The sequence below is a fragment of the Cytobacillus sp. Bac17 genome (assembly GCF_024519925.1).
Classification (GTDB): domain Bacteria; phylum Bacillota; class Bacilli; order Bacillales; family Cytobacillaceae; genus Cytobacillus; species Cytobacillus pseudoceanisediminis.
In genome coordinates this window covers 791,979-805,853 of the sequence record NZ_JALJRC010000001.1, presented here as the reverse complement: position 1 = coordinate 805,853, position 13,875 = coordinate 791,979, and the positions used below count along the sequence as shown (strand labels likewise).

The following is a 13,875-nucleotide window of genomic DNA, read 5'->3' as shown; positions in this document are numbered from 1 at the left end:
AATGTCTTTTTTGGGGTGATTGAGCCCCTTTAAAGTCATAGATATTGTTCTCTATCACCATTCAGCAGCACACTGATTTCTTGCATAGTGATAGCTGCTTTAATATAGTTAAAATGTGTTTATATCTATCTTGCAGCCGTCATATATTTACTGACTTTGAAAGGAGCAGAATGTGTGCGAATAAGTGATTTTTCAATCAAAAGGCCAATCTTTACATTGGTTACGATGTTCTTAGTGCTTATTTTAGGGGCTGTCTCCCTTATGAATATTCCATTAAAGCTCATACCCGATCTGAATCCTCCTGTAGGAGTAGTAGTAACTTCGTATCCAGGAGCAAGTCCCGATGAAGTTGTGGAAAAAGTAACAAAGCCGCTCGAGGAAAATTTGGCAACATTGCCGGGGATTAAAACCTTAACTTCTACCTCGCAAGAGAGCGCAAATTTCATTCTGATGCAATTTTCCTGGACGACAGATATTGATGAAATACAAAATGAGGTTATTCAAAGACTGGACCAGACACAGCTTCCTGATGAAGCCGATAAACCGCGATTTATGAAGTTTGATCCTGCCCAGTTTCCTATCATACAATTATCCCTTAGTGCAGATGAAGAGCCTGAAGCATTGAGAAGGCTTGCAGAACAACTGAACCTGGAGCTGACCAAGGTTAAAGGAGTAGCAAGCGTAAATCTCTCCGGAACAGCCATTAAGGAAGTAAGGGTGGAACTTGATCAGGAAAAACTAAGAGATTTCAAACTAAGCCAGGCAGATGTTGTCGATGTAATTGAATCCAATAATATTACAATGCCGGGTGATCCGGTTTTGACTGAGGGAAAAGAACTGACAACCAGGATCATTAGTTCCATAGATTCCCTTGAAACGCTGAAAAAACTTACTGTAACAGTTGACCCTGCAACAGGCGATAAAGTAAGCCTTGAAGATATTTCAGAGGTTCAGCTGGCCAGCCAGGATGATCGCACTATCACGCGCACAAACCATTCTCCATCTGTCTTGCTGAGTGTCCTGCAGCAGTCAGACGCTAATACGGCAGAAGTTTCAAATCAATTCATACAGAAATTGGATGATCTTCTTGAGAAAGAACAGTTTGAAAATATTGAATCAGAAATTCTTTTTGATCAGGGGGATTACATAAAGCTTGCAATAGGGAATATCTCCAATTCACTGATTCTTGGCGGTGCTTTTGCGATGATTGTGCTATTTTTCTTTTTGAAGAATGTTAAAAGCCCGCTTATTATTGGCATCTCAATTCCTTACTCTGTTATTTTTACGTTTGTTTTAATGTATTTTTCAGATTTCACCTTAAATATTATGACGCTGGGCGGATTAGCGCTTGGAATTGGGATGCTGGTGGATAATTCCATTGTAGTTATTGAAAATATTTACCGCCATTTATCAATGGGGAAAGATCCTAAAACGGCCGCCAGCGATGGAGCAAAAGAAGTAGGCGGTGCGATTACTGCTTCCACACTAACGACTGTCGCTGTATTCCTTCCAGTAGTATTTATTACTGGAATCATCGGTGAATTGTTTAAGGAGTTTGCCCTGACCATTTCCTTTAGCTTATTTGCATCTCTAGCTGTTGCACTGACAGTTGTGCCAATGCTGGCGAGCCGGCTGCTGAAGTCTCCAAAAGCAAATATTGAGACAAAAAGGCAGGAATCAGGCTTAATGCGTTCACTTGAAAAATCAATTAAGTGGTCTTTGCGGAATCGCGCAGTGGTAATAGCGATCACCATGCTGTTATTGGCAGCGGGAAGCTTTGGAATGACCACCTTAGGCACACAATTTCTTCCAAATACAGATGAAGGCTTCTTTACGGTGCGTATGGAGCTTGAAAATGGCACTGCACTTTCAGAAACTGAAAAAGTTATATCTGCTTTAGAGGAAGAATTAAAGGATGAAGAAGAGGTAGATACATATGTCAGCCTCATCGGAACTACACAGGAAGGATCCTTCCGGGGCTCGAAGAATGCCAATATCGCTGAATTGTACATCAAAATGAAAGGGCTTGATCAGCGTGAAAGATCAACCTTTGAATTTGCCGATGATATCAAAAAGGATCTGGAAAATGCTGCATCAAAGGTTAATGAAACTGCCGAACTCTCATTTAACATGCAATCCTCATCCGGTACAGCTCCGAATACTCTGACTTTCAGTGTAAAGGATACAGATCCAAATCGCTTAACGGAAAATGCAGATAAAATCTATAATAGATTGAAGGACTTAGATGATGTAACAGAATTATCCACTGACCTTATGGATACAGTTGAAGAAATTCAAATTACTGTGGACCGTGAAAAGGCACTTGAGCAAGGCCTGGCTCCTGCCCAGGTAGCCATGGCAGTAAATGATGTAACACGTGGCAATCGGGCAACACAAATGATAGATGAAGAATCGAATATATATGGCGTTTTTGTTGAGTACGATCGGGAAGTCACACAGGATATTGATAATTTAAAAAAATTGCTTATAAAAAAGCCTGATGGAAATTATGCTGCTCTGAGTGACGTAACTAATATAGAACGCGGAGAAGGACCGGTCAATATTCAGCGCATCAACCAGCAGGATGCTGTTCAATTTACATTAAAGTACAAGTCTTCAACAAACATGGGTGCCATGTCAAAAGCAGTGGATAAAGAAATTGCTGATCTGGATTTGCCGGATGAAACGGAAATCGTTTTTAGCGGTGACAGGGAGTTGCTGGAATCATCCATTGATGACCTGATTCTGGCCTTTGTTCTGGCAATAATCTTTATATATCTTGTAATGGCAGCCCAATTTGAGTCGCTGAAGTATCCTTTAGTTATCATGTTTACTGTGCCTCTCATGGTGATCGGGGTGGCAATTGCTCTTACAGCAACCCAAACACCTATTAGCTTAACAGCAATAATCGGGATTATTGTGCTGGCAGGAATTGTAGTTAATAATGCAATAGTCATTGTCGATTATATTAACCAAAAGAAAGAAAATGGCCTTAAGACCTATGATGCCCTAATTATTTCCGTTAAGGACCGTGCAAGACCGATACTTATGACAGCTTTAACAACCATACTTGGGTTAGTTCCTCTTGCCCTTGGTTTAGGGGAAGGTACTGAAATTAACCAGCCTATGGGAATTGCTCTGATAGGCGGGCTGATCAGCAGTACATTCCTGACACTATTTGTGATACCTGTTGTATATAGTTTCTTTGACAAGGATACAAGGCGGTTAAATAAAATGTATGCAACACCGGATGGCCATTTAGTGCCAGCCTATCTGCTTGAAGAAAGAGTGGATAAAGACTGGAATCACAATAAAAGTCCAGAAGACAAAAATCAGCTTCAAACCTCTGAAGCCAATTCCTACAGCAGAGATGATATGTCAGCCATGCTGGAAGAGTTGTTAAAAATTGTAAAAGAAGATAACAAAGAAAAAAAAGAACACAACAAGGATGAAAATACTTAATCCGTGCAGGCTCCTTCGATAAGAAGGGGCCTTTTGTCATGGTGTTTCAAAATGGAAATAACTTCCTACTGGATTTTCAGGAAAATATCTGGAAAATTCATTGATAATTGACCTATAAACAGAGCACAATAAAAGTATCGACTTGTAGCTGGTGGTAATGAAATGAAAAAATTCAGTAAACTAGAAGCAGTTTTTTGGAGTATTGCATTGCCTGGTTTTAGCCAATTATTAATGGGGAAGCTGTGGAAGGGAACTTTATTTGTCGCGCTTGAATTCATCATTAATGTATACAGCCATTTTAATTCAGCCATCATGCTCAGTTTCATGGGAGAAATTGACAAAGCGGTTCATGTCCTAAATTATCAGTGGCTCATGTTTTACCCTTGTCTTTATATGTTTGCAATGTGGGATGCATATCGTACTGCTATGCCGGAAAATGAAGAATTATCTTTCCTTCCCTTTGTGTTCAGTGCCTACTTTGTGACAGTAGGACTTATGTACTCAACCAAGCTGAAATTATTTGGGATTTTTTTCGGACCGGTCTTTCTTCCTATGCTCTTTGTAATTCCGGGTGTATTCACCGGTCTATTGATCAGGTGGATCATTTTGAAATGTAGAAAGCACCCGGTGGAAAGTTAAGATGGCACATCATTTAATTAATGAAAAAAGCTTTGGCACACTAATCAATTTAGTGATGTTAAAGCTTTTTATCTTTTTTAAAAATAAATTTTTTAATAACCCCCAAAAATCTCTTTCATGAATCCGTACAGTTGTAATGAACAAGCGGCCGCTTTAATTAAATTTTGAGGTGAAATTATTGAAATTTTTATCCAGTAAAGAAATGAATAAAATGGCAAAAAGCACACTTGCACTGGTAATTGCGGGAACATTCACATTTTCAGCCGCAACAGCCTTTGCAAGTGAGAACAAGGAAGATGAAGAATTTGAAACAGTTGAAATAAAAAATGATCCTTCAGCTGAAGCAACTGCTGAATCAAAAAAAGATGCAGCAGAATCCATTGAAAATGATAAAGAAGAGCTTGATGAAGAAGCCCCATCTCTATTGCCTGGAAGCTTCTTCTACTTTGCAAAGATTGCATTGGAAAAAGTGAAGCTTGCTCTAACTTTTGATGACATTAAAGATGCAAAATTGCTTGCCGATTATGCTTCAGAGCGTATGGCGGAAGCAGAAGCACTTTTTGCTGAAGGAAAGGGAGAAGAAGCTTTAGAAGCAATAGAAAAAGCACTGGAACAGATGGAAAACGCTGAAACTATCGTTGATGAAGAAGCGAATGAAGACCTGGGAAAATCAATATCAGATGAGGAGGACAACGGTAATCTAGACGAATCAGCTGAAGTGGAAACTCCAGATGAAGACGATGCAGACCGTGAAGATTCTTCTGATAATGACACGGCCAACAAGGAAACTGAAGATGAAATAAAAGAAATCCTTGCCCAGAATATCATTGCCCTTCAGGCAAATCTTGCTAAGTTTTCAGAAAGATTCGATGAAAACCATCCCTCTGTTTTAGCGATGCAAAAGAACATTGCTAAGTTCACTGAAAAATGGTCTGAACAATTGATAGAAGAAAAAGAATATACTGGAATTGACCAGGCTGGGCAATCTTCAGAAATGGCGCCTGCTCCGATTAAATCTGAAGAAGCTGAAGCAGCAGAAGATCCGGAGAAAGAGATGGATGAATCAGCTTCTGAAGAGAAAACTGTGTTACCTGAAAATGCCGTGAAGGTGTCTAAAGAGGTAAAAGATGCAGCTAAATCTGAGAAGAAAAAAGAGGCAAAGGCTTTAGAGGCTAAAAAGAGAGCAGAAGCAAAGGCGGCACGAGAAGAAGCTAAAAAAGCAGAAAAGGAAGCACGCGAAGCAGCTAAACAAGCTGAAAAAGCAGAACGTGAGGCAGCTTGGAAAGCAGCAAAAGAACAGCAGGCAAAGAAAGTTCAAGAAAAGCAGGCAGAGGCAAAGAGCCATGCCGGCAAAGGAAAATTGAAAGCTGAAGAAGTAAAAGGTCAAGGAAAAGAGAATAAAGGCAACTGATTTATGCTGGAAAAGAAAGCTCCTCGAGGCTTTCATTTCCTTTGCCAATAAACAAACCACCCTAAAAAAAATAATCTGGACACCGTATGATATAATGTGTTTTGAAAAGAGGTGGGGCAATTGCTAAGTTTATTGTTTTTGGCAAAGAAGCGTAAAAGAACGCTCGAAGAAACGGTAGAGTTAATACAGCAGGGAGATACAGCATTAAATAATGAGCTAATAGAGTCATATAAGCCGTTTATTGCTAAAACAGTATCATCAGTCTGCAAGAGATACATACATGAATCAGATGATGAATTCAGCATTGGTCTCATCGCTTTTAATGAAGCCATTCAAAAGTATAGTCCTGATAAAGGGAGTTCATTGATCAGTTTTTCGGAAGTGCTGATTAAAAGACGGGTTATTGATTATATCCGTAAGCAATCCAAATTTCAGAATCTTAGTTTTAATGGAGGCTCTAATCTGGAAGATGATGATACGGGTTCTGCGATTGAAGACGAATTGTCCATTGAAGACTTCAGAAAAAAAACGGATGAAGAACTGAGAAAAGAAGAAATTCTCCAGTTTACACAGGTTCTGCAGGAATTCGATCTTACCTTCAGCGATTTGATCGAACAGTCTCCAAAACATGCTGATGCACGAAAAAATGCGATGACAGTAGCCAAGATTCTGGTTGAAAATGATGAACTCAAAAACATACTTTATGATAAAAAAAAGCTGCCGATAAAGCAGCTTGAGAGCTATGTATCCTTAAGCAGAAAAACAATAGAGAGAAATAGGAAATATATAATTGCCATATCACTGATATTAACTGGCGATTATATCTTTCTAAAGGATTATATAAAAGGGGTGTTGGAAACGTGAAAACAGGAATTATCATGGAAATAAACGAACGTTTTTTAACACTATTAACCCCGGAAGGTGAATTTCTGCGGGCCCGAAAACAAGATGGGGCATATACACTTGGCCAGGAAATTGAATTCTTCCCAATAGAACTGAAAAACGGAAAAAAGTCGTCGCCTTTAACTATTTTTAATCTATTTAAAGGAAAAGGATTAATGGCAGCAGCTTTTGCACTAATGCTCGCTATCGTTTCATTTCTGCCGTTCCTGCAAAATGACGAAGTGTATGCATATATGTCAATCGACGTTAATCCGAGTATTGAACTAGGGGTCAATCAAAAATATCAGGTAGTAAAGCTCGTTCCTTATAATGAGGAAGGAAAACTAATTATACAAAACATCAAGAAATGGGAAAAAAACAGCATTCATGATGTAGCTGACAAAATTCTTCTTCAGATAAAGAAACAGGGCTATTTTAAAGAAAATAAAGAAGTAGTCATTGCTGCCGTTTATACAGAACAGAGTAAAGAAGCGGATAAGCGTATTCAGGAGGAGCTGGCAGATATAAAACAAGCTGCACAAAAAGAGCAGCTTGAAGTAACTTTACTGGAAGCAAGTGAAGAGGAAAGAGAAGCTGCTATTGAAAAAGGGCTCTCACCTGGATTATATAAAGAAAATAAATTAAAAGCTGACGCTGACAAGATAGAAATGCCTGAACCTGCAAATCCTGTTAAACAGACAGATAAAGAAATTCCTGCTCCGCAAAAGCCGGCAGAAAATACGCAAATCCAATTAAAAAAGCAGGAGAAAATAGAAGATCATAAAGAAAAACCTGCTGTTCCAGGGCAAATAAAGAAATCTGGGAACCAGCAGAATAACAGCGGTAAAAACAATGGAAATAATCCTGGAAATAGGCATGATAATAAAGAAAAGATAAATCAAGAAAATAACGTAAAAGCCCAAAAACATCAAAATCGTCCAAGCGAAAAAAAAAATAATAAAGCTAATGAAAACAGAAAAAACCCCGAGAGAAATCCCAAAGAAAAAGATAATGGGAAAAACAGAGGCGGTAATGGTCCTGATAAGAATCAGAAAGACAGGAACAATCGAAATAATGCCAGCGGAAACAATCAAGGGAAGCATAATGACAGAGGGAATAGGTAAGAATAAAGTCCGGAGATGGCTCCGGACTTTTTCCATTTATATGAAGTTGTTATTGATTATTTTGGCCGGACATTTGTGCCTGTGCTTGCTGTACTAGTCGCTTAGTAATTTCTCCGCCCACAGATCCGTTAGCCCGGGATACAGTATCAGAGCCTAATTGAACACCAAATTCCTGGGCAATTTCATATTTTACCTGGTCCATGTATTGTTCAATCCCAGGAACTAAAAGCTTATTGCTGCTTCTTGCCATTGTATTCAACTCCTTTTTATTGGTCTTACAGAGTTTATCTTCCCTCTGTATTTTTAGTATGAATTAAAAAGGGAGTTTCATAAGTGGTAATATTTCGGCATAAGCAGTTTCTTTATGTTTCTTTATGAACAGCAGCTTCCAGAAGAATATCTGCGATATGAACGGCCTTTACGTTTCCGGATAAACCTTCACGTTCTATCCCCAGCTTCATCTGCAGAAGACAGCCCGGATTAGAGGTCACAATTACTGCTGCATCTGCCGACTTGGCCTGAATCATTTTATGATCAAGTATTTGCATTGACATGTCAGATTCAACAATATTATAAATACCGGCAGAACCGCAGCATCTGTCTGCATCCTTCATTTCCCTGAATTCGATGCCTTTAATTGAATTCAGAAGAGTGCGCGGGGCTGCTGAGGTTTTCATGACATTGCGCAAATGACAGGAATCCTGATAAGTTAGGATCTGCCCTGGCAGCTCAAGATTAACTTTTTTGTGGAATTCTAGTTCGTATAGAATTTCGCTGATATCTTTGAGCTTTTGCGAAAACTTTACAGCTCTTTCATGCCATTCCCGGTCATCTTTAAGAAGATGGCCGCAGTCAATAAGGAATGCTCCACATCCTCCTGCATTTGTAATGATATAGTCTGCGTCCAGCTTCTCAAAAGCCTCTATGTTCCTCTTTGCCAAGTTTTTAGCCGCCTGTTTTTCACCGCTATGGCCATGAAGAGCACCGCAGCAGGCTTGATTTTGAGGAATATGGATTTCACATCCTGCAAGCTGCAGAAGTTTTATTGTCGCATTATTGGTTTCCAGGAACATCGTATCCATTAAGCACCCAGTAAAAAAAGCGGCTTTTTTTATAGGTTTATCTGCTGAGAGATATGATGGCCTATTTTTCATTTCTTTTAATTTTGGCACTTGAGGCAGTACCTTTTCCATGGCCGTGAGGTTTTTTGGAAGCCAATTCAGCATTCCTGTTTTTCTGGCGGCCGATTGGAGACCTGAACGCTGATAAAAGCCCAATAGCCCGGCAGCTGCCCTCATTCTGTTCTGGTGGGGGAACAGCCCATTAAAGACCAAACTGCGAACCGCTTTGACCGGAAGCGAATGTTTCTTATTCTGATTTATAATATCTCTTGCTTCTTCCAGCAAGTGCCCATATTTTACTCCTGAAGGACATACAGGCTCGCATGCCCGGCAGCCCAGGCAAAGATCAAGAGATCTCTCTACGTCTTCATCCGGTTCAATTAATCCGTCAGCAACAGCTTTCATTAACGCGATCCTTCCCCTTGGAGAGTGTGTTTCTTTAAAGCCTGACTCGACATAGGTGGGGCAGGAAGGGAGGCAAAAGCCGCAGCGCATGCAATTCAGGAGTTCATCTTCATTCATTCGGTTCTTAAATTCTTCCTGAATGATTATTTGTTCTTTTAATGTTGTCATTGGGCAACCACCACTCGTTTTCTGTCATCCTTGGCAAAAATTTTGCCGGGATTAAGAATGTTATTGGGGTCTAAAGCAGTCTTAACAGCTTTCATTGCATCAATGCCAGCCTGGCCAAGTTTCAGTTCAAGATAGGGAGCTTTCATGACCCCCACTCCATGTTCGCCTGTTATAGTCCCTCCAAGTTCAATCGCCTTGATAAAAATCTCTTCAAAAGCGTTTTCAACCCGTTTCATTTCATCTTTATCCCGGGCATCTGCAGGGCAGGTCGGATGCAGATTTCCATCACCGGCATGGCCAAATGTACAGATGGAAAGTCCGTATTTTTTGGAAATTTCATTTATTGCTTTTACCATGTTGGCAATTTCAGATCTTGGCACTGTAGCATCTTCAAGAATGGTTGTGGGCTTAAGGCGTGCAAGGGCCGATAATGCGGCACGCCTTGCAGTCCGCAAGGCTTCTGCTTCCATTTCGGAATTTGCGAGCTGTACAGATACAGCCCCTTGTTTCTTGCAGATTTCAGCCATATTCTGCATATCTTTTTCCACCACCTCAATCGGACCATCCTGTTCAATAAGAAGTACTGCTTGGACATCGGTTGGCAATCCAATTTGGGCAAAATCCTCAACTGCCTTTAATGTAGGCTGATCTAAAAACTCAAGGGTGGCGGGTATGATTTTGTCAGCGATGATTTTTGAGACTGATTTTGCAGCTTGTTCAAGATCCTGATATAAAGCAAGCATTGTCTTTTTTGACTCAGGAAGCGGGATTAATTTTAATGTTGCTTCCGTAACGATCCCCAAAGTTCCTTCAGATCCAACCAGCAGTCTGGTAAAATCATATCCTGCCACGTCCTTCGCAAGCTTGCCGCCCGTTCTAATAATGTCTCCGCCCGCAAGTACAGCTTCCAGCCCCATTACATAGTCCCTTGTAACTCCATATTTCAATCCACGCAGTCCGCCGGAATTTTCATTGATGTTTCCTCCGATTGTGCTTATTTTCATCGAACTTGGATCTGGAGGATAAAAAAGCCCTCTTGCTTCAACCTGGTTAATCATGTCAAGCGTGATGACACCGGGCTGTACTGTAACCGTAAGATTTTCTTCATCGATTTCAATCACTTTATTCATATGCTTAAACAGGAGTACAATTCCGCCTTCTGTAGGACAGGTGCCTGCACATAAATTGGTGCCCGATCCCCTTGGTACGATTGGAATTCCTGAGCTGCTGCAAATCTTGAGGATACTTGATACTTCCTGTGTATTTCGCGGACTGATCACTGCGTCGGGCATCGATTGGAAATTTGGAGTAGCGTCATATGAATAGACGAGGCGCCCTGCTTTTGAGTCATCATAATTTTCTGCGCTGACAACGGCTATTAATTCTTCTTTTATTTGAACGTCAACCAAATGGATCCTCTCCTTTAATGGAAGCTGTCAATATCTATTTCTTTAAGTATAAAAAAGCAGGGAATGCCCTGCTATGGTTAACTATACAAATATTCATGGATATTTTAATTGTTTTTTGTACCTTCATCTAAAAGTTTTGCCGCAATGAATAATTTCATTAAATCATTCAGATTTGATGTGTATAGGCCGGAAAGATCCGATATTTTCTTGAGTCTGTAATGAAGGGTGTTAATATGTATATGCAATGCTTCAGCAGTATTTTTCAAAGAGTGATTTTGCCTGAAAAGTTCCTGAAGGGTTACCATAAGATCCTGTTCATTCATGAATGTCCCAATTGTTCTTTCTACAAAGTCCTTTTTAGTTTCTGGTGAGAGGTCATCAAAAATCATTTCAATGGTCAAGTCCTGGTCAAAAATTATGGTGCCACGGTCTTTTGCAATTTTTAAAGCACGTTCTGCCTGCATAAACGATTCGGACAGGCTGAAGGGAGGCAGTGGTTTACCGGTGCCCATACTTACTTCAGCGGCCAGAAGGTTCTCAAGAAAACGATGAAAGCGAGTGACCTTTTCTCTTATCAGGTTCTCTTTTTGTGCTGAAGAAGCTCCAGCTAAAAGCACTATCCGGTTATTGCCCCAGCGGATTAGAATATCATGAGGGCCAGCTTCCTTCCAGGATAATATCCTATTCCAAAGATCCCTATGAAGCAATTGGCTATTTTGCCTGAATTCTGCGATGGAAACCTGTCTGTCCACAGCCAGATTAATTTTCAGAAGATGAGCCCGTTCTTTGAATGCGGGATCCCATTCTTTTGCCTGCAGCCAGTCAAACATAAAACCTTCCAGTGCACGAGCCTGCCAATCGAGCTGCTCTGCAAAGTAACTTTCACTGATAAATAATTCTGTAAGCTTGCGGATGATTTCTGCGAATGGGGAAATTTTATAGGGATTTCCGGTTATGCCAATTACGCCAACTGTTTCTCCTTTAAAAAAGATCGGCAGGTTAATGCCGGCTTTTACACCTTGAAGGCGAGACTGATCCTCCCTGGTAATAATCAGCTTTTCTTTATTTTTTATGCAAATCAGTGCGCCTTCATGAAAACTGCCTATTCTGCCTGCATCTGTACTTGCAATGATTACCCCGCAGGTATTGGCAACTATGATATCTTCCTGAAGAAACTGACGCACTTCAGCTATAATTTTTTCAGCCAGGTCAGGCAACAACATGTTATATCTCCCTTTGATTTTTTGACTTTATTATATATAAATAAAAAACTTCCTGCGAATTTTCTAATATCCCTTTTAAAAACCGGGTATATTCATTATGATAAGGGTTAGAAAAATTTTGAAGGGGACAGGTATGATATGTGGAAAGACGTAAGAAATTGGCTGGATAAACTGACACCTGCCCAAGTAATATCCGGATATTATTTATTGGCAGTATCTGTATCGGTACTTTTATTAAGAATACCGGCTGTACATAAACCAGGAGTGGAGGTTGCATTTATTGATACAGTTTTCACGGCTGTCAGTGCAGTGAGTGTAACCGGTCTGTCAGTGGTTGATATATCGGAAACATACAGTGTTTTTGGTTATTTTGTCATCATGTTCATCCTTCAGTTTGGCGGGATAGGGATCATGGCGCTAGGCACATTCTTTTGGCTCCTGCTGGGCCGTAAGATTGGATTAAGAGGGCGTCGCCTCATCATGGTCGATCATAATCAGTATGCCTTGTCCGGCCTAGTCAATTTAGTAAAAGAAATCATTAAAATTATATTGGTGATTGAAACGCTTGGTGCGCTCATATTGGGTTTTCATTTTCTTAAATATTATCCTGCATGGGATGAAGCATTCCTGCATGCGCTGTTCGCATCTGTCAGTGCTACAACCAACGGGGGCATGGATATAACAGGAGCCTCTCTAAAACCATATGCCGGCGATTATTTCGTGCAGCTGATCAATATTATTCTGATTACTTTAGGAGCTATAGGTTTTCCTGTTCTTATCGAATTAAAGCAATATCTATTTAGGAATAAATGGGACCAGGAACCATCTTTTCGCTTTTCCTTATTTGCAAAATTGACGACCGTTACATATGCCGCCCTTCTTGTGTTTGGTACCGTTATTTTGCTCATCATGGAGTTTAATCAATATTTCAAAGGCATGAACTGGCATGAAAGCTTCTTTTATGCATTTTTCCAATCCGCTACCACCCGGAGCGGCGGGTTATCAACCATGGATGTTAATGAGTTTACAATGCCTACTCTCATTATAATGAGTATTTTAATGTTCATTGGGGCATCACCAAGTTCTGTCGGCGGGGGCATCAGGACGACTACATTTGCTGTGAATATCCTCTTTATATATCACTTTGCCAAAGGAAATCGGGATATAAAAATATTTAAAAGAGAAATTCATGAAGATGATATTCTGAAGTCCCTTGCTATCACTTTGCTTGCTATTGGAATGTGTTTTTTCTCTGTTGTTATTCTAAGCATTACAGAAAAGCAGATGGAGCTTATTGAAATTATTTTCGAGGTCTGTTCAGCTTTTGGTACCACGGGTCTGTCGTTAGGAATCACACCGGAATTATCAATGATCGGGAAATGTATCATAATGGCCTTAATGTTTATTGGAAGAATTGGATTAACTTCCTTCTTATTTATTATAGGCGGCAAAGAAAAACAGCCGAATTTTCATTATCCTAAAGAGCGCGTTATTATTGGCTAAAAAAGCAGACCGGAAGATTATTCCGGACTGCTTTTTTTCTTGTCCCCATCGCCTATGCGCAAGACTTTTCTTATTAATCCGTACCGCGGCTGACATCTTTAGTAGGATGCATGAATGGGTAGGCTTGAGGCGGCTTTTTGCTTTCAAGGAGTTCTTTGTTTTCCGATGTATTCCAGCCGATATCATTTGTCGGATGAATCCAATCCTCACCTGCCATCACTGCAGGATCTGTTTCATCGCTCCAGTTTTCCAGCGGTGAACTGTCAGAAGAATAATAACTGTCCCCAATGGTTACGCCAAAAGAATTCTTGAAAGGCGGCTGAAGTTTCATGCCTGTGTCTTTAAAGCTCGGTGCTTCTATTTGATGTGGAAGTGTCTCATCAATGCCAATGCTATTGTTATCTTTATTCTTTTTATTAGTCATATCGCTCATTCCTTTTTACTCTATTTTTTGCACCGCAGTAAAATTTATGATTGTAAAATAAGGAAGACTCAGATAGGAATGAAACCATGTTTTTTACTAAAAAT

At 40.1% G+C, this 13,875-nt stretch carries 11 protein-coding genes; 6 read left to right on the top strand and 5 right to left on the bottom strand.

Annotated elements, in window-relative coordinates; all coding sequences use genetic code 11:
- The first annotated feature begins 174 nt into the window (after window positions 1-174).
- The 5 genes from NR125_RS04005 (at window position 175) to NR125_RS03985 (ending at window position 7,518) form a co-directional block, all read left to right on the top strand.
- On the top strand, window positions 175-3,462 hold the full coding sequence (locus tag NR125_RS04005) for an efflux RND transporter permease subunit (RefSeq protein ID WP_256814743.1): 3,288 nt from the start codon (window positions 175-177) through the stop codon (window positions 3,460-3,462).
- Between the two features lie 162 nt (window positions 3,463-3,624).
- Window positions 3,625-4,101, top strand: a complete 477-nt coding sequence (locus NR125_RS04000) for a hypothetical protein (RefSeq protein WP_009331091.1) — start codon at window positions 3,625-3,627, stop codon at window positions 4,099-4,101.
- A gap of 169 nt (window positions 4,102-4,270) precedes the next feature.
- Window positions 4,271-5,512, top strand: a complete 1,242-nt coding sequence (locus NR125_RS03995; protein WP_256814742.1) for a DUF5667 domain-containing protein — start codon at window positions 4,271-4,273, stop codon at window positions 5,510-5,512.
- Between the two features lie 120 nt (window positions 5,513-5,632).
- Window positions 5,633-6,376 (top strand): RNA polymerase sigma factor SigI, encoded by a 744-nt coding sequence (sigI, locus tag NR125_RS03990; RefSeq protein ID WP_251174387.1) that lies wholly within the window; start codon window positions 5,633-5,635, stop codon window positions 6,374-6,376.
- Window positions 6,373-7,518: an anti-sigma factor domain-containing protein gene (locus NR125_RS03985; protein WP_256814741.1), complete on the top strand. Its 1,146-nt coding sequence runs from the start codon at window positions 6,373-6,375 to the stop codon at window positions 7,516-7,518. Before sigI ends, NR125_RS03985 begins: the two co-directional genes overlap by 4 nt.
- 49 nt (window positions 7,519-7,567) lie before the next feature.
- On the opposite strand, the gene NR125_RS03980 is transcribed toward NR125_RS03985, so the two are convergent.
- From NR125_RS03980 to NR125_RS03965, 4 genes are all read right to left on the bottom strand, one after another.
- Entirely contained in the window at window positions 7,568-7,768 is a 201-nt protein-coding gene (locus NR125_RS03980; RefSeq protein WP_009331086.1) for an alpha/beta-type small acid-soluble spore protein, read from the bottom strand.
- Window positions 7,769-7,880: 112 nt separating this feature from the next.
- Window positions 7,881-9,212, bottom strand: a complete 1,332-nt coding sequence (locus NR125_RS03975; RefSeq protein WP_256814740.1) for a (Fe-S)-binding protein — start codon at window positions 9,210-9,212, stop codon at window positions 7,881-7,883.
- Complete coding sequence (glcD, locus tag NR125_RS03970; protein WP_256814739.1) at window positions 9,209-10,621, bottom strand: glycolate oxidase subunit GlcD; 1,413 nt, start codon at window positions 10,619-10,621, stop codon at window positions 9,209-9,211. Before glcD ends, NR125_RS03975 begins: the two co-directional genes overlap by 4 nt.
- 104 nt (window positions 10,622-10,725) lie before the next feature.
- On the bottom strand, window positions 10,726-11,844 hold the full coding sequence (locus tag NR125_RS03965) for a CdaR family transcriptional regulator (protein WP_256814738.1): 1,119 nt from the start codon (window positions 11,842-11,844) through the stop codon (window positions 10,726-10,728).
- A gap of 138 nt (window positions 11,845-11,982) precedes the next feature.
- On the opposite strand from NR125_RS03965, the gene NR125_RS03960 reads away from it, so the two are divergent.
- Window positions 11,983-13,347 carry a TrkH family potassium uptake protein gene (locus tag NR125_RS03960; RefSeq protein ID WP_009331082.1) on the top strand — a complete coding sequence of 455 codons (1,365 nt, stop codon included), beginning with the start codon at window positions 11,983-11,985 and terminating at the stop codon, window positions 13,345-13,347.
- A 73-nt stretch (window positions 13,348-13,420) separates the two neighbouring features.
- On the opposite strand, the gene NR125_RS03955 is transcribed toward NR125_RS03960, so the two are convergent.
- Window positions 13,421-13,771, bottom strand: a complete 351-nt coding sequence (locus NR125_RS03955; RefSeq protein WP_009331081.1) for a DUF3905 domain-containing protein — start codon at window positions 13,769-13,771, stop codon at window positions 13,421-13,423.
- Window positions 13,772-13,875 lie beyond the last annotated feature (104 nt).